This is a genomic window from Bradyrhizobium sp. USDA 241 (assembly GCF_049739505.1).
GTDB lineage: Bacteria > Pseudomonadota > Alphaproteobacteria > Rhizobiales > Xanthobacteraceae > Bradyrhizobium > Bradyrhizobium liaoningense.
The window spans coordinates 288,128-310,728 of sequence record NZ_JBMGPZ010000002.1; the positions used below are offsets into that span (position 1 = coordinate 288,128).

Genomic DNA, 22,601 nt, shown 5'->3' on the forward strand with positions numbered 1-22,601 from the left:
GGGGAGAGGGTGCACCGTCTCTGCGGCCTACCCTTCACGTCCCGCGCAAGAGCTCGCTCGCCACGACCCAGTCGTTGCCGTCGAACTGGAGCATGTAGCCGTCCTTGATCGGGCGGAAATCCTGCGGCGTGGTGTTGAGGGTGATGCCGGGCATCAAGAGCGACAGCGGCACGTTCTTCAGGTTGGCCGCCTGCGCCATGATGTTTCCGCGCGTCAGATTGTCCTTGCACTGCCTCAGCAGGACCACCAGCGCCTCGGCGACGGTGCAGCCATAGAGGCCGGCGACGTTGTTGACGTCGGCGTTGGGCAGGCGGCGCTTCATGAAATCGATATAGGCCGTCATCGCCGGATCGTCCTTGGGCTCGGCGACGAACGGCTTGAGCGAGCGAGCCGAGCGACAGCACGCCCTTGCCCGCGTCGAGGCCGGCCGGCACCATCACGGTCGCCTTGTTGGCACAGCCGCTCGCGAGGAAGCGCGTCGGCCTCCAGCCGACCTCATGGGCTTTCCGGATCGCCTGCGCGCAGGCGCGCGGCGTCACCGAATAGATCAGGAAGACGTCGGCCTTGGTATTGGCCAGCGTCAGCACCTGGGAATCGACGGTTGGGTCGGCGACCTCGAAGCTCGAGGCCATCGCGATCGCCTTGTCGGCGTCGGCGCCGAGCGCCTCCTTGACGCCGCGCAGATATTCCTTGCCGGCATCGTCGTTCTGATAGAGCACCGCGAAGCGCGCATTCGGGTTCTTGGCGCGGGCATAGGCGACGTCGATCGCGGCTTCGCTGGTGTAGTTCGGCGCCCAGGGCAGCGCCATCGACCAGGGCATGTTGGCAGGATCGTTCCACTTCGAGGCCGAGCTGATCAAGAAGAGCTGCGGCACCTATCTGTTGAGATACTTCGCGATGGCCGAGCTCGGCGCGGTGCCCATGGTCGCGAAGATGAAGGCGACGCCGTCGCCCTCGACGAGGCGCCGCGCCGCTTCCATGGTCTTGGGCGGGGAGAAGGCATCGTCCAGCGAGATCAGATTGAGCTTGCGGCCGCCAACTCCGCCCTTCTCGTTGATCTCGTCGAAATAGGCCGAGATCACCCTGCCCGTGATGCTGAGCGGCGAGGCCGGGCCGCTATAGGGCATGGTGTTGCCGATCTTGATCTCGGTGTCGCTGACGCCGGGACCGTAGGATTTCTGCGCGGAAACGGGCGTGGACAGGCAGCCGGCAGCCAGCGCTGCGGCCAGGGCCAAAGCGGCTCTCATGGTTTCTCCCCGGTGATGATCGCCCGCGCGAAGCGGTCAACGCTTGCGCGGCGTGCTGCTTTATTGTCAGCGCGTCAGATCAGCCGAGTTCCGCAAGATGGTCTTGCGTCGAGTTGCTGATGGCCCGCGTCGGCCTGGCACATGAAGCCCTCGCTTCACCTGTCCCGACGCGAGAGACGAAGAGGGATCTGCGCCTAGCTTCGTCGCTTCAAGCCAAAGCCGAGGCTGATCCAGCCGGCACCGGCCATGATCAGGTCGATACCGAGAAACAGGCCGAGGATGTAGACGCTGTTCACGGGCCAGCGTGCCACGATGAGCAGGCCGAGCAGCAACGTGATCGCGCCGGAGAGCGCAACCCACACCCACGGGCTCTCTCGTTTCATGCTGAAGGCGAGAAACAGCCTGACGGCGCCCGAGGCGATCAGCGATGCCCCCAAAAACAGCGTCAGCAGGACTGCCGCGAGCAGCGGATTCGTGAAGGTCAGGAAGCCGGCGACGATATAGAGCACGCCGAGCAGCGCCCAGATCAGGAATTTTCCCCAGCTCTTCACCTGGAATGCGCCGATCACCTCGGCGACACCGGCCACGATCATCATCGCGCCGACCACGATCACGCTCGCCACCGTCGCCATCACGACGCTGCCGAGAGCGACGAAGCCGGCGATCACATAGACGACGCCGAGCGCGACGATCCAGCCCCATTTGGCATGCAGCGCGGCGATGCCCGAACCGAGGCTCGCCTGGTGAGACGTATCCGAAGCACTCGTCATGGCCGCCACTCCTTGTGCAAAGCCCGGAGGCACAATTCAAGATAGCACGAACCGGACCGGGACGACAGCCAGCAGAACACTCCTCATCGGCAGCAACATTGACGCAAATCAAGATCGAATGCGGCGAATACGTCTGCCATGTGCTGCCATGATCAGGCGCGCTCGGCAGCGTTGCGAACGTCGAGCACGGCCTGGGCCCATTCGGCGGGCCGCTCCTGCGGCAGGTTGTGGCCGGCCTCCTCGAAGACGCGCCGCTCGAAAACCCCCTCGAACTTGCGCGCGTGGTGGGCCGTGCCGGGATTGACGCCGTCGCTGTCGCCGTCGATCGCGATGGTCGGGACTCGGATCGGCGGCTGCGCGGCAAGCCGGGCCTCGATCGCAGCATAGGCGGGGTCGCCCGCCACCAGCGCGTAGCGGTGGCGATAGGAGTGGATCACGACATCGACGAAATCGGGATTATCGAAGGACACAGCGCTTGCTTCGAACGTCACGTCGTCGAACGCCCATTTGGGCGACCACATCGCCCAGAGCTGACGGGCAAAGCCGCGGCGGTTGCGCTCCAGCGCGCGGCGGCCGCGCTCGTTGTGGAAGAGATATTGATACCAGAGTGCCGCCTCCTCCGGCGGCGAGGCCGGTTCCATGGCGCGAGCGATGTTCTGGATGTTGTAGGAATTGCCGGAGACGAGCCCGATCACGCGCTCCGGATAGAGCGCCGAGACCACGCAAGCCGCACGCCCGCCCCAATCATAGCCGCCGATGACCGCGCGCTCGATGCCGAGCGCATCCATGAAGGCGAGAAGATCGGCGCCAAGCGCCGCCTGCTCGCCGGACCGCAGCGTCTCCGGGAATCGAAACCGCGTCGGGCCATAGCCGCGCAGCCAGGGCACCAGCACCCGTGCGCCGGCTCGTGCAATGATCGGCGCGGTCTCGGCGTAGGCGTTCACATCGTAGGGAAAGCCATGCCCCATGATGCAGGGCCAGCCATCAGAAGCGCCGAATTCGAGATACGCGACGTCGAGGACATCAGTGGTGATCGTTTTTTGTTGCATGCTTTGCTCACCGCGTTGGGGCTTCGTAGCCCGAATGGAGGGCTGCGCAATCCCGGAAAGCCAACGAGCATCCGCGAATCCGGATTTCGCTGCGCTCCTTCCGGGCTACAGCGGCGTAGCCTATCTCTGCGGACCGGACAGCGAGATGTCGCGTTCGGCGCGGAACACGTTGCTGTAGAGATTGGCGATCCATTGCCGGCCGATCTCGGTCTTGTTGAGATAGCCGATCTCGGTCTGGATGTGCGGTGCGACGCTATTCCAATAGAATTGCGGGTAGCGATTCACGATGTCGGCGGGCGAATCGTAGCCGAGCTGACGGTTGATGCCGACCTCCTCGAACTCGTAATACAGCGCGTTGGCCTTGCGCAGATAGTTGGGATCGCCGAGCTGGCCGATGAAGTCGGCCGCGCGCAGGATCGAGGCCTCCTCGTCATATTCCTGGCCTTCACGGGCGGGAAAGCGCGTCCCTTCGATGGCGCGCGCAATGCGCTCCGGGTCGAGACCGCGGATCGGCGGCAGCCGACGCAACACGAACAGCTTCGAGCGATCGACGTGATACATCATCAAACTGGCATCCGATGCACCGCGCGGCAGCGACACCTTGGTCCCGGCCTCGTCGATGATGAAACCGTCTTCGTCATCCTCCGGGAACAGGCCGCGGACATAGCCGATGTCGTGCGCCAGGCAGGCGATCAGGATGTGGAGGTAGTCCTCCGCCGCAAGATGCGCATGGAGATTGCGTCCCGAGAGGATCGCCTGAGCGGCCAGAGTCACGAGCATGGTATGCTCGATGTTGTGGTACAGCGCGTCGCTGTTGCCGATACACTCCATCGCGGTGCGCGTCGATCCCTCCAGTACCCGAGCGGAAGGTTCATCGTACCGGCGACGCATGAACCGACCCAGCATCTTCTCCAGGGTTTCGGCCGCCAGTCTCGGTAACGTCATCATGGATGCAGCCCCGTCCGCCGCTGGTGTCCCATGCCATCTCCCGACGTCTCATTCTTGTCCTCGACGCAGCGGGGAGCATAGCCCATCTTGGGCCGGGTCACCAAACTCCGAAGCAAAAATACGTAAATATCTTGCCGTCCCGCCGCGCGGCATCATGGTTGACGCCACAGTACACCACAACCAAAGGCGCCGGAGGGCCGGGGTCGACTCCAGGCCCGATTGCCGCATCAGGGCGCGGCCAGCATGGCGGCACCTTCGGCCGAGCGCGAAAGACTTCTGGCCAGATAGAACAGCTCGACCAGCTTGCCGCGTTTGCCGGCCAGCGAGAAGATGTATTCGGGTGACTCCGCCTCGATCTCCGCGATCGCCACCTTCGCGATCCGGTCGATGCGGCTCGAGCCGTGCTCCCAGACAAAGCCGACACCAAGCCGGTTGGCGACCGCCTCCAGCATCCCCTCGCGTGTATTGACGATGATCGCGGGAGTGGCGCGCAGGTTGACGGCGCGAAGAGCCCTGTCCACGGCGCGCTGGGTCGCGGAATCCCGGGTCCGAAAGACCAGCGGATATTGCACGAGGCCGGCGATGGACACGCGCGATTCACGACTGAGCTCGTGAACGGGATGACAGATTGCCACGACGCGCTGCTGCACGCAGGGCTCGCGCCGGAAGCGGTTGTCCTGCGGCACCTCGGGCAAGACGGCAACGTCGACGCGCTGATCGAGCACGGCGGCCATGATCGCCGACCAGCTGCCGATCTCGATGTTGATCTGGATCTTCGGATACAGATTGCGGAACGCCGCGATCAGCGCCATGCCCGGCATGGCGTTGCCGAGCCCGATGCGGAGCTCACCTCCCGTGAGCTCATCGCGCTGCTGCAGGATGGCCAGTGCGTCCGCCTCGATCGCCTGCATGCGGCTCGTCGCTGCGTAGAGCCGGCGGCACAGCGGCGTCGCGATCAGAGTCTGGCCGTGCCGGTCGAACAGCGCAACCGCGAACTCGGCTTCGAGATCGCGCACGAGCTGCGCCACCGCCGGCTGCGACACGCCGAGCCGCCTCGCCGCAGCGGCAAAACTGCCGGTCTCGAACACCGCATTGACCGCCCGGACGCGCGAGGAAGTCAACGCCACGACAAGCAACCCAAGATCGATATTCCCCGTGTTCCGGACCCGAAAGCAAAACCTGGGACGACCATAAGGAAGGCCATTGACCGTTATGTGAATGTCAGATGCGCTCCCTACTCCTCATGCGCCGCACAAGGCCAGCAGGGGACCAAGCGCGCATGGCGCAGATCGAACTTTCCGCAATCCGCAAGTCCTTCGACGGCACCGACGTCCTGAAGGGCATTGATTTCCGAATTGAGGACGGCGAGTTCATCTCGCTGGTCGGTCCTTCCGGCTGCGCAAGTCGACCCTGCTCCGCATCATTGCCGGCCTCGAGCCGCAGAATTCCGGCCAGGTCCACATCGACGGCCGCCCCGTGGACGCCATTCGCCCGAGCGCGCGCAACCTCGCGATGGTCTTCCAATCCTACGCGCTCTACCCGCATCTGAGTACCTTCGACAACATTGCAGTGCCGTTGCGGATGCGGCGCCTCACGGCAATCGAACGGCTGCCGCTGCTCGGTGCGCTGCTGCCGGGCCGGCGCGCCAAGGAACGGCACATCCGGGCCGACGTCGAAGGGATCGCCGAACAGCTCGACATCGCGCCATTGCTGCGGCGCAAGCCCGGGCAATTGTCCGGCGGACAGCGGCAGCGCGTCGCGGTCGGACGCGCCATGGTGCGCGAGCCGCTGGCTTTCCTGTTCGATGAGCCGCTCTCCAATCTCGACGCAAAGCTGCGTGTCCATATGCGCGCAGAGCTCGCCGAGCTGCATCGCCGTCTCAAGGCGACGTTCGTCTACGTCACGCACGACCAGGCCGAGGCGATGACGATGTCGAGCCGGATCGCTGTCATGATGGGCGGTGAATTGATTCAGGCCGGGACGCCTGCGGAGATCTACAACGACCCCTGCGACATCCGTGTCGCCGAATTCATCGGCAGCCCCAAGATCAACGTCCTCCCCGGCCGGATCCGCAAGGACGGCGGCGTCGACGTGCTCGGGACTGCCCTGAAGCTGTCGTGCAATGCGGCGGCCGGCGAATGCCGCGTCGGCGTCCGCCCGGAGCGGATCGACGTCGGCGCGGGTCCTTTCTCCGGAACCGTGGCCCATCTGGAGAATCTCGGTGCGGAAGCTTTCATGCACCTTGCGATCGAAGGCGCCGGACTGCGCCTGATCGCGCGGCTCGCGGACGTCAGGCATTTGCCTGCGATGGCGAGCTCCGTCACCTTCGGTTTCGCCCCCGACGCGGTGCGAATTTTCGATCCGGCCGGGAAGCGGATCGAGCTCAGACTGGAGCAGCCCGAGCGCGTCCGTGAGCCCGCCCATGTCTGACGGCTCCATGACCATTGACGCAGCCATCGCTGCTCCCGCGGGCGCGACACGGCGCACGCTGCCGGCCCATGGCAGCCGGCGGACATACTCCGCTTACGCCCTGGTGACGCCGGCCGCGGCGCTGATGCTGATCATGCTGCTTGGTCCGCTCGCCGGCGTGATCGCCCTCTCCTTCACCGACTATCAGCTCGGCGCGCCGCATTTCTCCTGGATCGGCCTCGCCAACTACCAGGACCTGTTCGCCGACAAGGTGTTCTGGACCGCGCTGCGCAACACGCTGGCTTACGTCGTAATCGTGGTGCCCGGCGCCGTGATCGCAGGCCTTGCCATCGCGCTTCTGATCCAGAGCGGCACCAGCCTGCGCAGCCTCTACCGGACGATCTATTTCCTGCCCGTCATGGCGACCCTGATCGCCATGGCGGTGGTGTGGGAGTTCATGCTGCACCCGCAATTCGGCCTGGTGAACGGGATGTTGCGCGGCGCCGGGCTGCCGGCCTTTTCCTGGCTGCAGGACCGCAGCACCGCCCTCTATGCCCTGTGCGCGATCGGCATCTGGCAGGCGGTCGGCTTCAACATGGTGCTGTTTCTCGCCGGCCTCGTCTCCATTCCCAAGCAGCTCTACGAGGCAGCCGAAATCGACGGCGCGTCGAGCGGCTGGGCCCGCTTCCGCCTCGTGACCTGGCCGATGCTGGGGCCGGTCACGACTTTCGTCGTCGTGATCTCCGGCATCCGGTCCTTCCAGGTGTTCGACACCGTGCACCTATTGACCAAGGGCGGCCCGTCGAAATCCACCGAGGTGCTGATCCACACCATGTACACGGAAGGCTTCGAGTTCTTCCGCTCGGGCTATGCCGCGGCGATCACCGTCGTCTTCCTGGTCTTCGTTCTCCTGCTCACGCTGGTCAAATCGAGGCTCGCCGATCGCGGGGTGCACTACACATGAGCTCCGCGCATCACATCCCGTTCCGGGCGATCCTCCGCCACGTACTGCTGATCGCAGGCGCCGCGCTCATGCTGGCGCCCTTCATCTGGATGATCTCGACCGCGTCCAAGCCGCAGACCGAGATCTTTTCCAGCGAGCTGCACCTGATCCCGCACCAGTTCGCGCTGGTTGAGAACCTGCGCGAGGCATTCGCCAAGGCCAATCTGCTGCGCTTCCTGCTCAACGGCGTCATCGTCACGGTCTCGATCTTCGTGCTGCAGGTCATGGTGGCGCTGCCGGCGGCCTATGCGCTGGCAAAGCTTCGCTTCCTCGGCCGCGAGACGCTGTTCGCGCTCGTGCTGTTCGGGATCCTGATCCCGCCGCAGGCGACCGCGATCCCCGTCTTCCTGATGCTGCACAAGGCCGGCCTGCTCGACAGCTATGCCGCGCTCGTCCTGCCCTTCACGATCTCGGTGTTCGGCATCTTCCTGATGCGCCAGTTCTTCAAGACCGTGCCGGACGATCTCGTCGATGCCGCGCGCATGGACGGCATCTCCGAATTCGGCATCGTCTGGCGGGTGATGCTGCCGGCCGCTATCCCGGCCGTCACCGCCTTCGGCATCTTCTCCGTGGTGGCGCATTGGAATGACTATTTCTGGCCGCTGATCGTGCTCAACAGCGAGCAGCTGCGTACGCCGCCGCTTGCGGTCGCGCATTTCCGCAACAACGAGGCCGGCACCAGCTACGGCCCGCTGATGGCCGCCGCGATGGTGATCATCGCGCCGCTCGTCATCGCCTTTCTCTTCGCCCAGCGCCGTTTCATCGAGGGCATCACCCTCACCGGCATCAAGTAACCGCGTCACCTCAAACAGGAGTCTACCCATGCTGAAGTCCATCATCGCCGCGGCGGCTCTGTCGCTTGCGGCCGGCTCTGCCCTCGCGCAGACGCAGACCGAGATCGTGATGCAGTATCCCTATCCGGAGCTGTTCACAGAGACCCACAAGCGCATCGCCGAGGAGTTCGCCAAGGTGCACCCGGAGATCAAGGTCACGATGCGCGCGCCCTACGAATCCTACGAGGACGCCACCCAGAAGGTGCTGCGCGAAGCCGTCACCAACCAGATGCCCGACGTGTCCTTCCAGGGCCTGAACCGCATCCGCGTCCTGGTCGACAAGAACATCCCGGCCGAGCTCGGCGGCTACATCGCGGCCGAAAAGGACTTCGACAAGCAGGGCTTCCACCAGGCGATGTACGACATCGGCACCGCCGGCGGCAAGGTCTATGCCCTTCCGTTCGCGATCTCCCTGCCCATCGTCTACGTCAATCTCGACCTCGTGAAGCAGGCCGGCGGCGACGTGAACAACCTGCCGAAGAGCTGGGACGAGCTGATCGCGCTCGCCAAGAAGGTCAAGGCGCTCGGCAACGACACCAACGGTGTCACCTATGCCTGGGACATCACCGGCAACTGGCTGTGGCAGGCGCCGGTCTTCGCGCGCGGCGGCACCATGCTCAATGCCGACGAGACCAAGGTCGCGTTCGACGGGGCGGAAGGCAAGTTCGCCATCAACACGATTGCGCGGCTCGTCAACGAGGGCGGCATGCCCAATCTCGACCAGCCGTCGATGCGCGCGACGTTCGCGGCCGGCAAGACCGGCTTCCACATCACCTCCACCTCGGACCTCAACAAGGTCACGCAGATGACCGGCGGCAAGTTCGCGCTGAAGACGATCCCGTTCCCGGACGTCGTCTCTCCGAATGGCAGGCTGCCGGCCGGCGGCAATGTCGTGCTGATCCTCGCCAAGGACAAGGCCAAGCGCGACGCGGCCTGGGAGGCGGTGAAGTTCTGGACCGGCCCCAAGGGCGCCGCCATCATGGCTGAGACCACCGGTTACATGCCGCCGAACAAGGTCGCCAACGACGTCTATCTGAAGGACTTCTACGTCAAGAACCCCAATAACTACACCGCGGTCAGCCAGCTCGCGCTGCTCACCAAGTGGTACGCCTTCCCCGGCGACAACGGCCTGAAGATCACCGACGTGATCAAGGATCATCTCAACTCGATCATCTCGGGTGCCCGCGCCAAGGAGCCCGAGGCCGTCCTCGCCGACATGACCGCGGACGTGCAGAAGCTGCTGCCGAAGACCACCGGCGCGGCGCGCTGAGGATCCTGACATCCGCCGGCACGGGACGCCATCGGCGCCCCGTGCCGCACCAATGACTGGAGATGGCGATGAAACTGCTTCATCTGAGCGACATTCACCTGACGGCGCCCGGCTCGACCATCGGCGGCCGCGATCCGCGGGTCAATTTCGAACGGGCGCTGGCGCACGCGCTGAAGGATCATCATGACGCTGAACTGATGGTGATCACCGGCGATCTCTCGGATTGGGGCGATCTCGCCGATTATCAATGGCTCAAGCAGCGCCTCGACGAATATCCGCTGCCGATCCGGCTGTGCATCGGCAACCACGACCGGCGCGCCGCGTTCCTGAGCGTCTTCCCCGACCTCGCCGACGACAACGGCTTCGTCCAGGGCATCCACGATACCGCCGCCGGCCGCTGCCTGTTCCTCGACACCGCCCATCCTGAAACGCACGCCGGCCGCTATTGCGAGGATCGCCTCGGCTGGCTCGAGGCACGGCTTGTCGAGCATGACGGGCCGTTCCTGATCTTCATGCACCACAACCCCATGCCGGTGCATCTCGTCCCGTTCGACCAGATCGGCCTGCTGGACGATGCAGCGTTCCGGCGTCTCATCAGTCGCCATCGGGCGAAGATCCGCCACGTCTTCTTCGGGCATTGTCACTTGCCTCTTGCAGGCTCGATTGCCGGCGTCCCCGTCTCGTCGCTGCGCGGCACCAACCATGCGAGCTTTCCGCTATTCTCCGAGACGAGCCTGCTGAGCGCCTGCGACCTGCCGCAATCCTACGGCGTCGCATTTCTTGGGGAGGACTATGTGACCGTGCACATGGTGGAATACGGCTATGACGGTCCCATCCGCACCCAAGGTTCGCCCGACTACAAGGCGTGGAATCGCGAGACCATGGTGCGCTGAACGGCGAGCGCCCGCGCGCCAAGCCTCTCCCAGCCTCAGGCCCGGAGACTGGGAAGAGAGTTGCTCGCGAAATTCACAGCAAACTAGACTCTGGCCTCGAGGACCATATTGAACGGCCCTTCGGCGGCGCGCCGGATTTGCCGGAAACCACCCTCTTTCAACACCTCCGTGAGTTTCGCCTCTCCGGCCTGCGCACCGAGAGCCTCGCCGACCTCCTGCGCAAGTGACGTCGGCACACAAATCATCGTCGAAGCGTTGTAGTAGAGACGGCTCACGGGGTTTCCGACGTTATCGGCCGGATGATCCGCGGCGATCGGCTCGACGATCATCCAGGAGCCCCGAGGCTTTAACAGATCCCGAACGTGTCTGGCACATCCCTTTGGGTCGCCCATGTCGTGCAGGCAGTCAAACATAGTGACAAGATCGAATTCCCGCTCAACGATATCCTTGGCCGGTGCCGCTACGAAGCGCACGCGCTCGGCTAACCCGTGGGCCTTGGCATGGGCATTGGCCTGTTCGATCGAAGGAACGTGGAAATCGTAGCCGACGAAAGAACTCTCCGGGAACGCTTTCGCCATCAACAGCGTCGAGAAGCCCACGCCGCAGCCGATGTCCGCAACCCTTATGCCGCTCTTCAGCTTGTCCGTCATGCCCTCCAGCGCAGGAAGCCAGGCCTGAACAATGCTGTTGACATAGCCCGGCCGGAAGAACGAGCCGACCGCACAAAACAGGCATCCAGAGCTTTCTCCCCAGGCGACTCCGTTTCCGGTCTTAAACGCCTCTTCGACCTTTGGCCGGCCTTCTACCATCGCCGCAGCCAAATCAAACGCTCCTTCAAGGTATACGGGACTGTCCTTTACCGCGAACACCATGGCCTGCTCCGGGGTCAAGCTGAACCGCTGGTCTCTTCTGTCGAAGGCGATATATCCATTTGCCGCCTGCGCAAGTGCCCATTCCTGCACGTATCGTTCGGCAAGTCCCGTTCGCTTGGCGAGATCGGATACAGTTGAGGCGCCGTCGCGATGCAGCGCGCCAAACAAGCCAAGCCGGAAACCGATACCCGCCGTTGGTACGCTGAACGCACCCCCGAGATCTCCCAGCATCTTCCCGACGAGGGCACCGAGCTTGTCGTTGTCGATAACGGTCATGACCTAACTCCATTATTTGCGGACCGGAGCCTAATTCGGTCGATCGACCAATTTCGGTCGGTCGGCCGAATTATGGCGTGGACCGAGTTGGAGTCAAGCCCGTTCGCTTCTTTCTGAATGCTATCGGGTTATGCTAGAACTTCGGTCGACCGACCGAATTAATACATCACGAAACGATCTCGCAGAGGGGTAATGGCGCGGACATTGGCAAAAGTAGATACCAGCACGGTGGTTTTGGAGGCCGCCAAGAAGGTGCTTCGGCAGAAAGGTTACGCCAAGCTATCTACCCGCGATGTCGCCGCGGCCGCGGGCGTTCCGCTTAGCCAGATCCACTATCACTTTGGTTCGAAGCAGGGGATGCTGCTTGCGCTATTCGAGTATTTGAATTCGCAACTGCTCGATCGCCAGAGCGTGCTATTCCACGACAAAACGCTCAAATTATCGGAACAGTGGGACAAGGCCTGCGACTACCTCGATGAAGACATTGGATCGGGATATGTTCGTGTGCTGCAGGAGCTTATCGCGGCGAGCTGGGCCGATGGCGCGGTGGCAAAAGTTATTCAAACCGGCATCATGGGATGGATTACGCTCATTGCCGAACTGGCGCGGCGCGCCGAGCGCGAGTTTGGCGGATTGGGCCCGTTTACCGCGGATGAAGTCGCGATTCTAGTCGGCAACGCCTTCATTGGTGCCGAGAGCCACTATCTTCTCGGCCTGGAGAAGAAAGGCGCCCCCGTTCGGCAAGCGCTTCGCCGCTTCGGCGATCTGATCCGCATCATGGAATCACTGAAGTGAGGTGACGTCATGCGCGCCAAACTGCCGGTCCAGGAAGGAACCGTTGAGCGCGACGGCGTCAAGCTCCACTACGAGATTTATGGCAATGGCACCGAAACCATCGTTTTCGTGCCCCCATGGAGCATCGTTCACTCCCGCGTGTACAAGGGGCAAGTTCCCTATTTCGCCGAACGGTTTCGCTGTGTGACCTATGACCCTCGCGGGAATGGCAAATCCGATCGGCCGGACGACATCGCGGCATACTCTCTCAACAACCTTGTTGCGGATCTACTCGCCATCATGGATGCGACAGCAACGGGAGCTGCAGTTTTGGTTGGCCTTTCATTAGGCGGCATGATCATCAGCATAACGGCTGCACACCACGCTGACCGCGTCAGGGCTGCTGTACTGGTCGGCACGTCGGCCGTCATCGGGCCCAGCCATCCCTATATGACGACTAGCCATTTTCAGCTCAAGCGCACGAATTTTGACGAGTGGGGCAAGTACAACGAGGATTATTGGCTTTCGGATTATCCGGATTTTGCCGCACACTTTGTCGGCAACATTTTCTCCGAGCCGCACTCAACGAAACAGATTGAAGACGCAGTTGGCTGGGCCAACGAGACGACAGGGCCTATCCTGGCTAAAACGGTCCATGCGAGGTCGATTCCACCAGCCTTCGATGTGAGCGAGGCGATGTACCGGAAAATCAAATGTCCGGTGATGATGATCCATGGAGATGACGATCGCATTCAGCGCTACGCTCGCGGACGACTCGTCGCGGAACTGACGGGTGCCGAGTTCACGACGATCGAGGGTGGAGGCCACAATCCACTCGGGCGTGTTCCGGCAAAGTGCAACAGATTGATCTCCGAATTTCTTGAGCGCAAGCTCGGCCTGCCGGTCAGAGCGAAGCCGAATCTATCGCGCTCCAAACCGCGGCGAGCGCTCTACTTGTCGTCGCCGATTGGGCTCGGGCATGCCCGCCGCGACATTGCCGTCAGTCGTGAACTGCGCAAGCTCGTTCCGGGTTTGCAGATCGACTGGCTGGCGCAGGATCCCGTCACGCGGCTACTGGCCTCCAGCGGCGAGACAATACATCCCTTGAGCGGCCGTCTCGCCAGCGAAACGCGCCACATCGAACAAGAATCCGGCGAACACGAGCTTCACGCTTTTCAAGCCATCCGCCGCATGGACGAAATCTTGGTCGCCAATTTCATGACGTTTCAAGACGCTGTCGAAGAAGAGCAATACGACCTCGTGATCGCCGACGAGGCATGGGATATCGACCATTACTGGCACGAGCACCCCGAACTCAAGAGAGCTCCCTTAGTCTGGTTTACGGATTTCGTAGGCTTTATCCCCATGCCCTCAGGCGGCCAGCATGAAGCGTTCCTGACCACCGATTATAACGCTGAGATGATCGAGCATATCGAACGACATCCTGCCGTGCGCGATCTGGCGATATTCGTCGGGGAACCAGCGGACATTGCCCCCATGTCATTTGGAAAGGATCTCCCATCCATGCGCGAATGGGTGCCGAAGCACTTCGATTTCGCGGGCTACGTCATGGGCGAGCACCCGCAGATCTTCGGCGGCCGGTCAGAATTGAGAGAGACGCTCGGATACGCAGCGGACGAGAAGGTCTGCATCGTGACGGTCGGCGGATCCGGCGTGGGCGCTCACTTGATCAAGCGAATTCTGCAAGCCTGGCCAACCGCCAAAGCGAAAATCCCAGAACTCCGGATGATTGTCGTTGCAGGCCCCCGCATCGATCCGGTCTCATTGGGAGCGCCAGTCGATGTTGAGGTTGTTGCGTTTGTGCCCGATCTTGATCGCCATCTCGCTGCGTGTGACCTTGCGCTGGTCCAGGGCGGCCTGACGACTTGTATGGAGCTAACGGCGGCTGGTACGCCATTCATCTATTTTCCGCTACGCAATCACTTCGAGCAGAACTTCCACGTTGTCCATCGTCTGGATCGATACCAGGCCGGACATCGCCTGGAATTTGCCAACGTCAGCCCCGAAGAGATCTCGGAAACAATGGTCACGGCTCTCCGTGAACCAGTTCGATCCAAATCTGTGGAAGCCAACGGCGCCGAACGCGCAGCGCGCATGATTGCACAGCTGCTTCAGGCCTCCTGACTGGCAACAAAAGTTTACGTAGCTGCCAGAAGCCTATCAGAGCTACCTGTCCTTGTCTGAACTCGACCGAAACAGCCCCGCACGTCCGATTGGGCCACGAGCTGCCGATGAAATTCGGGATTGCAGACTTCCGCTTTGCGTGAGTCAGCCGACGCTTGTTCGCACACGCCCTACTCCACCAGCAGCACGTCGACGGCGACGCCGAGCTTCTGCTTGGGCGAGCCGACGATGATGCCGTCGACCCGCGAGACGTCGCGCGCCTCGTGGCAAGCACGACGTGATCGTTGCCGATGAGGAGATCGTTGGCTGGATCGAGGTCGATCCAGCCGAGCTCGGCCCCGCACCAGAGCGACACCCAGGCATGGGTGGCGTCGGCGCCCTGCAGCGCGGCTGGCCCGGCGGCGGAATAGTGCGCAGTTATCCGCTGACATAGGCTGCGGGCAGCCCGAGCCCGCGCAGCCCCGCAATCATGACATGGGCGAAGTCCTGGCAGCCCCGTGACGCTTGTGGCGACGGCCAGAGCTGCGTTCCGAATGTGAAGCCCAGGAGGAGAGCTCAACGCTCTCGCTCAGCCTCATTTTTGCCTCATGTCGCAAGCGACTCTAGCGGCAAACTTTCCGATATTGATCGCGCCGGTCGGGCACCAAAATGACCTTGGTTGAAGCTGTAGGCTATTTGGCGTCGGCTCTTGTCCTACTGACGTTCTGCATGAGCACAATGCTAAGTCTGCGTGCGGTGGCAATCTGCAGCAACTTCGCGTTCATCAGCTACGGTTTGGCGGCCGGGCTTTACCCCGTCCTCATTCTGCACATCGTCCTGCTTCCTTTGAACGTGGTATTTCTCGTTCGCATGACGATTTTGCTTCGGAAGGCGAAGCTCGCAGCGGCCACCGATCTTTCGCCGTTGTGGATGCAGCCATTCATGTGGCCGAAGCACTTCAGGACAGGGGAGACGATCTTCAGGAAGGGCCAGCACGCCGATTTACTTTACATCGTGGTATCGGGTGAAGTCGAGCTTCCGGAGATCAATCAGCGACTTTCGGCAGGTGATCTCTTTGGCGAGATTGGATTGTTTTCCTTAGAGAGGCGACGTACGCAAACCGTGACTGCAGCAACGGATGTGGATCTGCTTTGCATCAGCGACGAAGCATTGAAAAAGCTATGCGAGCGTAACCCCGGCTTATCGTTGTACTTCCTGCGACTGACAGCTACTCGAATGACTCAAAATGCCTCGCGGCTGGCTCCTATCGGTACACACGCCAACTGAGTTCTCGATCGGATCGCCTCCTTTCCGAATCCGCAACGGGTCACAAGCTGCCGATCACATCTAGATCGGCAAACTCCCGCCTTGCGTTGGCAAGCCGATGCTTCTGAGTAAACGCCCTACTCCACCTGCAGCACGTCGACGGCGACGCCGAGCTTCTGTTTCTGCGAGCCGACGATGACGCCGTCAACCGGCGAGACGTCGGAAAAATCGCGCCCCATTGCAAGCACGATGTGATCGTTGCCGATGAGGACATCGTTGGTCGGATCGAGATCGACCCAGCCAAGCTCCACCCCGCACCACAGCGACACCCAGGCATGGGTGGCGTCGGCGCCCTGCAAACGCGGCCGGCCCGGCGGCGGAATGGTGCGCAGATATCCGCTGACATAGGCCGCCGGCAGGCCCAGCCCGCGCAGCCCTGCAATCATCACATGGGCAAAGTCCTGGCAGACGCCGTGACGCTTGTCGAAGACCTCGTCGAGCGGTGTCGAGATCACCGTGGCCTTGGGGTCGTAGCGGAACTGGTTGCGGATGCGATGCATCAGATCGACCGCGCCCTTGAGGATGCCCGCGCCGGGCGCAAAGCTCTCCGCGGCATAGGCGCTGACCGGGCGCAGCACCGGCACCAGGGGGCTCGCAAAGACGTAGCCGACGGGCGAAGCCGGCCCGAGGCTCGTCGCCTCGAAGGCAAGGTCGCGAATGCTCTCCCAGGACGGGCTCGACGCATCACGTGGCGGCGGCTGGCGCGACACCGACACGCGCGAGCGCGAGTCGATGCGCAAATTGCGATGCGCCGCTTCGATCACGACGCTCTCGGTGAGCGTACCGAAGAAATCGCGCCGCACATTGCGCTCGGCCGGGCGCGGATGGATCTCGACATTGTGCGAGATCAGCTCCTGGCCGCCGCCGCTTCTCGGCTCCAGCCGCAGCGTGCAGCGGGCGAAGCTGACGGGATGCTCGTACTCGTAGGTGGTGACGTGACGGATGTCGTAAATCACGCCAGCCCCGTCAGCTTTTCCGGCCGGGCGGCATTGGGACCGTGCGGGAAATAGTGCTCCCCGATCGCGTCGCCGAGGCTGAGCAGATCCTGCTCCAGCGCGAACAGGGTCTTGACCTCGAGCTTCTCGGCCTCCGCGGTCGCGAGCATCGCCTGCATCGCCACCGCGAGCCGCTGCGGCTTCTCGATCAGGCCGTGCTCCTTCAAGCTCGGCAGCGCGGCAATGTGCTCGTTCAGCGTCGTCACCTGGAACGCCACCGACCGCGGATTGTAACCGTCGAGCACGGCGAGATCGCGCACCGGCGCCAGGATCGGCGCCAGCAGGTAACGCGAGCGGTAGGTGATCTGGCAATCGACCAGCGTCAGCAGGATGTCGAGATCCTCGTCGCCGGCCTCGTCATAGGCGAACTGCCGCGTGAAGCGCGTGGTGTTGATGGCGCGTTCAGTGCGACGTCCGATGTCGAGAAAACGCCACCCCGCAGCGCGGTTCATGTTCTCCTGCGCGAGGCCCGCGAAGCTCGCCAGCTCCTGCAAGGTCAGCTCGGCTGCGCTGAGCACGCTGTCCTCGTCCTCGACCTCGTAGGCAAGGCGCTCGGCCATCTCGGTGATGACCTGCCAGGCATCGGGCGACAGGCGCTCGCGCAAGGAGGTCGCGGTGCGCTGTGCCGCGCGCACCAGCGACAGTGCCGAGCCGAAGCGCTCCGCGCTCTGCAACGCTTCGGCCGTGATGCGCCCGGGCGCCGTCCGCGACGTCTGCGAGATCGCGCCCCAGGCCACCAGCAGGCGCTGGATGCGTTCGGCCGATTGCAGCGAGGCCGCGGTGCCCTTGTTGGGTCCGCTCGGCGAGCCCAATGCGCGCACCAGCCGCAGCGTCGCCTCGGCGCGCTCGAGATAGCGGCCGAGCCAGAACAGATTGTCGGCGGCACGGCTCGGCAGCACGCCGGCGATGCGGCGGATGCGCACCTTGTCGGTCGCCGGCAGCAGCGTCGCGGTCGGGACCTGCTTGTCGGAGACCACCCAGACGTCGGCGGCGCGCGCGCCGTCGCCCATCGACACAGCGCGCGCGTCCGGCTGCTCGGCGATGCGGCAGAAGCCGCCGGGCATGATGGCCCAGCCGTCGGGCGTGGCGGCGGCGAACACGCGTAGCACGAAGGGACGCGGCGTGAGCTGGCCCTGCTCCCACACCGGCATGGTCGAGAGCCGCACCACTTCCTGGCCGACATAGTCCATGCCGCGCGCGGTGATGGCGTCGACCAGGCGCCGGCGGTCGGCGGCGTCCAGCTCGCTCGCGAGCACCGGACCGCTCGAGTCGAAACCGGGCACACCGCGCCGGTAGGCGCCTTCGATCGCGACCTCGTCGAGCCGCGCCAGCACCTCGTCGCGCGCCGCGCGCTGGCCGCACCACCAGGTCGCGATGTGCGGCATCTTCAGGTCTTCGCCGAGCAGGCGGCGGCTCAGCGCCGGCAGGAAGCCGAGCAGCGCCCGCGCCTCCAGGACGCCCGAGCCCGGCATGTTGGCGACGACGACGCCGTCCTTGCGCAGCACGTCGATCAGGCCGGGGACCCCGAGCCGCGAGGAGGCATCGAGCTCGAGCGGATCGAGCGAGTTGGAATCGACCCGGCGCAACAGCACATCTAACCGCTTCAGGCCGGCCACGGTGCGGATGTGGACGCGGTTGTCGCTGACCGCGAGATCGTCGCCCTCGACCAGCAGGAAGCCGAGATAGCGCGCCAGCGTCGCATGCTCGAAATAGGTCTCGCTGAAGCTGCCGGGGGTGAGCACACCGATCCGCGGCTCGTCGCGGTCGGCGCGCGCACGAAGGCTGTCGCGGAACGCCTCGAAGAACGGCGCGACGCGCGGCACGTTCATCGACTTGTAGAGGTCGGAGAAGGCGCGCGACAGCACCAGGCGGTTCTCCAGCGCGTAGCCCGCGCCCGATGGCGCCTGGGTGCGGTCGCCGAGCACCCACCAGCGGCCGTCGGGGCCGCGGCCGACATCGGCGGCATAGAGCGAGAGATAGCGCCCGCCGGGCGGCGGCACGCCGCAGACGGGACGGAGATATTCTGGGCTGCCGGCGATCGCGGCCGCCGGCAGCGCGCCTTCGGCAATGAGCCGGCCCTCGCCATAGATGTCGCGCAGCACGCACTCCAGCAGCTCGGCGCGCTGGGTGATGCCGGCACAGAGCTGCCGCCAGTCGGCCTCGTCGATCAAAAGCGGCAGATGGCTGATCGACCACGGCCGGTCGGCGTCGTCGCCGGGCGCGCGGTAGGTGACGCCGGCCTCGCGGAGATGGCGGTCGGCCATGCCGAAGCGCCGCTCGATCTCGTCGGGCGCCAGCGCGCCGAAGGCGTCGAAGAAGCGGCTCCAGACCGCGCGCGGGGCGCCCTCCGGGTCTAAGAACTCGTCGGGGATGCCGGGCAGCCGGCTATAGTCGCGGACCCATTGCGCGAGGCGGCGCTGGCCTTCACGCTGGCCTTGCGCCTTCCCCGCCTTGTCATCCTGTTCGGCTGCGCCCTCGCCCATGCGCGTCTCCATGCCCCCGCAGCATACTCATTGCAGGAGCGGGGTCCGCAAGTCGAGGGTCAGCGGAAACTCACTTGTGCGTTCCTCGGGCGGCGGTTGCATCGGACCCGGGGTGTGGCCGTGATCCTGGAAGCGCGCCAGCCGCCGCGCCTCGGCCTCGTAGGTGTTGACCGGCTTGGTGTCGTAGTTGCGCCCGCCGGGATGGGCGACGTGATAGACGCAGCCGCCGAGCGAGCGGCCGTTCCAGGTATCGATCAGATCGAAGGTCAGGGGCGCGTGAACGGGGATGGTCGGGTGCAGGCCGGAGGCCGGCTGCCAGGCCTTGAAGCGGACGCCGGCCACGGCTTCAGTCGAGCGGCCCGTCGGGGTCATCGGCAGGCGGCGGCCGTTGCAGGTGACGATGTGGCGGCCCTCAACGAAGCCCTCCGCCTTGACCTGAAGCCGCTCGACCGACGAGTCGACATAGCGCACGGTGCCGCCGGCCGAGCCCTCCTCACCCAGCACGTGCCAGGGCTCCAGCGCCTGACGCAGCTCCAGCGTCACGCCGCCATGATGGATGCGGCCGAAGGCGGGGAAGCGGAATTCGAGCTGGGCCAGATACCATTCCGGCTCGAACGGGTAGCCGAACTGCTTCAGCTCGGTGAGCACCTCCAGAAAATCGTCCCAGATGAAGTGCGGCAGCATGAAGCGATCATGCAGCGCGGTGCCCCAGCGCACGAACTTGCCGGCCTGCGGCTCGCGCCAGAATCTGGCGATCAGCGCGCGGATCAGGAGCTGCTGCGCCAGCGACATGCGCGGATCGGGCGGCATTTCGAGCGCGCGGAACTCGACGAGGCCGAGCCGGCCGGTCGGCCCCTCCGGCGAATAGAGCTTGTCGATGCAGATCTCGGCGCGGTGGGTATTGCCGGTGATGTCGACCAGCAGATGCCGGAACAGGCGATCGACCAGCCACAGCGGCGCCTGGGTGCCCGGCGGCGGCACATGCGAGAGCGCGATATCGAGCTCATAGATGCTGTCGTGCCGGGCCTCGTCGATGCGCGGCGCCTGACTGGTGGGGCCGATGAAGAGGCCGGAGAAGAAATAGGACAGCGACGGATGCCGCTGCCAGTACAGCACGAGGCTCTTCAGGAGATCGGGGCGGCGAAGGAACGGAGAGTCCTGCGGGCTCGAGCCGCCGACCACGACGTGATTGCCGCCGCCGGTGCCGGTGTGACGGCCATCGACCAGGAAGCGGTTGGCGCCGAGTCGCACCTTCGCCGCGTCCTCGTAGAGTCCGGAGGTGATCTCCACCGCGTCGCGCCAGCTCTTCGCCGGCTGGACGTTGATCTCGATGACACCAGGGTCGGGCGTCACCTTGATGACCTCGATGCGCGGATCGAACGGCGGCGGATAGCCCTCGACATGGACCTGCAGCTGCATTTCCTCCGCGGTGGCTTCGAGCGCGGCGACCAGTTCGAGATAGTCCTCGATGCGCTCGACCGGCGGCATGAAGGCGCAGAGCACGCCGTCGCGGAGTTCGACCGACATGGCGGTGCGAACCGGGACGGAGGTGTTGAGATGCTCGGGCGCGACCCGCGGCGGAGATTCCGGACGCGCGGCGAGCGTGAACACCGGCAGCTTGTCCCGCGCCTCCATCGGGTCCTGCTCGACGATGTAGGGATATTGGTTGGGCGGGACGTGACCGAGCGACCCGATCGGCAGGCGCAAACCGAGAGGCGAATCGCCTGGCATCAGGAACAGATGATTGCGCCGGAGTTGCCATCGCTCGCTGCGCCAGCGCGGCGGCGCGTTCCAGCGCTGCACCGGCAGCACGAAGCCGCGCGGTGTGTTGAGGCCCTCGTTGAACACGCGCGCCATCCGCGCGCGGGCTTCCGGATCCGACAGCTTGGAATCGGAGGGATCGACGTTGACGGGAAGCTCGGCCTCCTTCTGGAGCCAGTACGCGGTGTCCTCATAAGCCGGCATGATGTAGCCGGCATCGAGGCCGAGCCGGGCCGCCGTGCCTTCCATGAAGGCCTCGGCGTCCTTCACCTCGGCACGGCGCGGATTTTCGATCTTGGCAATGAGGTCGGCGTTCTTCCAAATCGGCACGCCGTCCTTGCGCCAGTAAAGGCCGAAGGCCCAACGCGGCAGACTCTCGCCCGGATACCATTTGCCCTGGCCGTAATGCAAAAGGCCGCCCGGCGCGAAGCGCGTGCGCAAGCGGCGGATCAGATCGTCACCGAGCGCGCGCTTGGTCGGGCCGACGGCGTCGGTGTTTCATTCCGCCGCCTCGAGATCGTCGACCGAGACGAAGGTCGGCTCGCCGCCCATCGTGAGCCGAACATCCTGCGCGGCGAGATCGCCGTCGACCTGCTCGCCGAGATCGTTGAGCCGCGCCCATGCCTCGTCGGAAAAGGGCTTCGTGATGCGCGGCGCCTCGCGGATGCGCCGCACGCTCATATCGAAGGCGAATTCGACCTCGGCAAAGCCGGCACCGCCCGAGATCGGCGCCGCGGAGCGATAATGCGGCGTGGCGGCGACCGGAATGTGCCCCTCGCCCGCGAGCATGCCGGAGGTCGCATCGAATCCGATCCAGCCCGCGCCCGGCAGATAGACCTCGGCCCAGGCGTGCAGATCGGTAAAGTCGTTCTCGACTTCGGGCGGGCCCTCGATCGGATCGATGTCGGGACGGATCTGGATGAGATAGCCGGAAACGAAACGCGCGGCGAGGCCGAGATGGCGGAACGTCTGGATCAGGAGCCAAGCGGAATCGCGGCATGACCCCGCGCAGGACGCGAGCGTTTCCTCCGGCGTCTGCACCCCCGGCTCCATCCGGATGATGTAGCGGATCTTCTTCTGGAGCTCGCGATTGAGATCGACCAGGAAGTTGACGGTGTTCGGGGCTTCAGTCGGGATCGAGTCGAGATATTGCGCGAACAGGCGATCGGGCTTGACGGTCTCGAGATACGGCGCCAGCTCCGTCTTGAGATCCTTCGGGTACTCGAACGGAAAACTGTCGGCATAGGGCTCGACGAAGAAGTCGAACGGGTTGACCACGGTCATCTGCGCCGTGAAGTCGACCTCGAATTTCAGCTCAGTGGCCTTCTCCGGAAAGACGTAGCGCGCGAGCCAGTTGCCTTGCGGATCCTGCTGCCAGTTCACGAAATGATTGGATGGCGTGACCTTGAGCGAATAGCTCAGGATCGGCGTGCGCGTATGCGGCGCCGGCCGCAGGCGGATGGTCTGCGGGCCAAGGTCGATCGGGCGGTCGTATTTGTAGTGCGTGACGTGGTGTAATGCGACGTAGATCGACACGGCGTGCGATACTCCAGCAGCTTTTTTGAGCA

At 64.1% G+C, this 22,601-nt stretch carries 14 protein-coding genes and 4 pseudogenes; 8 read left to right on the forward strand and 10 right to left on the reverse strand.

The genetic code is table 11. The annotated features are described in order from the left end of the window. Nucleotides 1-34: 34 nt before the first annotated feature. From ABIF91_RS02255 to ABIF91_RS02275, 5 genes and pseudogenes are all read right to left on the reverse strand, one after another. Nucleotides 35-1,247, reverse strand: a pseudogene (locus tag ABIF91_RS02255) (ABC transporter substrate-binding protein). 194 nt (nucleotides 1,248-1,441) lie between these two features. Further along, nucleotides 1,442-2,017, reverse strand: coding sequence for an HdeD family acid-resistance protein (locus ABIF91_RS02260; RefSeq protein WP_028181045.1), 576 nt, complete (start codon nucleotides 2,015-2,017; stop codon nucleotides 1,442-1,444). 152 nt (nucleotides 2,018-2,169) lie between these two features. Beyond that, a complete protein-coding gene (locus ABIF91_RS02265) occupies nucleotides 2,170-3,066 on the reverse strand; it encodes an alpha/beta fold hydrolase (protein ID WP_028179630.1) in 897 nt (298 codons plus the stop codon). Nucleotides 3,067-3,186: 120 nt separating this feature from the next. Beyond that, the gene (locus ABIF91_RS02270) at nucleotides 3,187-4,014 is read right to left on the reverse strand and encodes an HD domain-containing protein (protein WP_028179629.1); all 828 of its coding nucleotides are present in this window, start codon (nucleotides 4,012-4,014) and stop codon (nucleotides 3,187-3,189) included. A 227-nt stretch (nucleotides 4,015-4,241) separates the two neighbouring features. Continuing rightward, a complete protein-coding gene (locus ABIF91_RS02275; RefSeq protein ID WP_035694908.1) occupies nucleotides 4,242-5,141 on the reverse strand; it encodes a LysR family transcriptional regulator in 900 nt (299 codons plus the stop codon). Between the two features lie 152 nt (nucleotides 5,142-5,293). Here ABIF91_RS02275 and ABIF91_RS02280 point away from each other — a divergent pair. From ABIF91_RS02280 to ABIF91_RS02300, 5 genes and pseudogenes are all read left to right on the forward strand, one after another. Further along, nucleotides 5,294-6,444, forward strand: a pseudogene (locus tag ABIF91_RS02280) (ABC transporter ATP-binding protein). Between the two features lie 7 nt (nucleotides 6,445-6,451). After that, nucleotides 6,452-7,387 carry a carbohydrate ABC transporter permease gene (locus tag ABIF91_RS02285; protein ID WP_424578733.1) on the forward strand — a complete coding sequence of 312 codons (936 nt, stop codon included), beginning with the start codon at nucleotides 6,452-6,454 and terminating at the stop codon, nucleotides 7,385-7,387. Next, a complete protein-coding gene (locus ABIF91_RS02290) occupies nucleotides 7,384-8,220 on the forward strand; it encodes a carbohydrate ABC transporter permease (RefSeq protein WP_028179626.1) in 837 nt (278 codons plus the stop codon). Before ABIF91_RS02285 ends, ABIF91_RS02290 begins: the two co-directional genes overlap by 4 nt. 28 nt (nucleotides 8,221-8,248) lie before the next feature. Continuing rightward, the gene (locus tag ABIF91_RS02295) at nucleotides 8,249-9,529 is read left to right on the forward strand and encodes an ABC transporter substrate-binding protein (RefSeq protein WP_028179625.1); all 1,281 of its coding nucleotides are present in this window, start codon (nucleotides 8,249-8,251) and stop codon (nucleotides 9,527-9,529) included. Nucleotides 9,530-9,597: 68 nt separating this feature from the next. Next, nucleotides 9,598-10,422 carry a phosphodiesterase gene (locus ABIF91_RS02300; protein ID WP_028179624.1) on the forward strand — a complete coding sequence of 275 codons (825 nt, stop codon included), beginning with the start codon at nucleotides 9,598-9,600 and terminating at the stop codon, nucleotides 10,420-10,422. Between the two features lie 83 nt (nucleotides 10,423-10,505). Here ABIF91_RS02300 and ABIF91_RS02305 read toward each other — a convergent pair whose 3' ends face one another. Beyond that, on the reverse strand, nucleotides 10,506-11,570 hold the full coding sequence (locus ABIF91_RS02305) for a class I SAM-dependent methyltransferase (RefSeq protein ID WP_028179623.1): 1,065 nt from the start codon (nucleotides 11,568-11,570) through the stop codon (nucleotides 10,506-10,508). 192 nt (nucleotides 11,571-11,762) lie between these two features. Between ABIF91_RS02305 and ABIF91_RS02310 the strand changes: the two genes are divergently transcribed. Beyond that, nucleotides 11,763-12,365, forward strand: a complete 603-nt coding sequence (locus ABIF91_RS02310; protein ID WP_050995105.1) for a TetR/AcrR family transcriptional regulator — start codon at nucleotides 11,763-11,765, stop codon at nucleotides 12,363-12,365. Between the two features lie 9 nt (nucleotides 12,366-12,374). After that, nucleotides 12,375-14,489, forward strand: coding sequence for an alpha/beta hydrolase (locus ABIF91_RS02315; protein ID WP_035670968.1), 2,115 nt, complete (start codon nucleotides 12,375-12,377; stop codon nucleotides 14,487-14,489). A gap of 170 nt (nucleotides 14,490-14,659) precedes the next feature. Here the strand turns inward: ABIF91_RS02315 and ABIF91_RS02320 are convergent. Further along, nucleotides 14,660-14,995: pseudogene (locus ABIF91_RS02320) on the reverse strand (transglutaminase-like domain-containing protein); the annotation flags it as partial. A 142-nt stretch (nucleotides 14,996-15,137) separates the two neighbouring features. Between ABIF91_RS02320 and ABIF91_RS02325 the strand changes: the two are divergent. Beyond that, nucleotides 15,138-15,755, forward strand: a complete 618-nt coding sequence (locus ABIF91_RS02325) for a Crp/Fnr family transcriptional regulator (protein ID WP_028179620.1) — start codon at nucleotides 15,138-15,140, stop codon at nucleotides 15,753-15,755. A gap of 116 nt (nucleotides 15,756-15,871) precedes the next feature. Here ABIF91_RS02325 and ABIF91_RS02330 read toward each other — a convergent pair whose 3' ends face one another. From ABIF91_RS02330 to ABIF91_RS02340, 3 genes and pseudogenes are all read right to left on the reverse strand, one after another. Then, nucleotides 15,872-16,750, reverse strand: a complete 879-nt coding sequence (locus tag ABIF91_RS02330; protein WP_028179619.1) for a transglutaminase family protein — start codon at nucleotides 16,748-16,750, stop codon at nucleotides 15,872-15,874. Continuing rightward, on the reverse strand, nucleotides 16,747-19,272 hold the full coding sequence (locus tag ABIF91_RS02335) for a circularly permuted type 2 ATP-grasp protein (protein ID WP_424578734.1): 2,526 nt from the start codon (nucleotides 19,270-19,272) through the stop codon (nucleotides 16,747-16,749). The genes ABIF91_RS02330 and ABIF91_RS02335 overlap by 4 nt, the downstream gene beginning before the upstream one ends. Before the next feature lie 27 nt (nucleotides 19,273-19,299). Beyond that, nucleotides 19,300-22,569, reverse strand: a pseudogene (locus tag ABIF91_RS02340) (DUF2126 domain-containing protein). Nucleotides 22,570-22,601 lie beyond the last annotated feature (32 nt).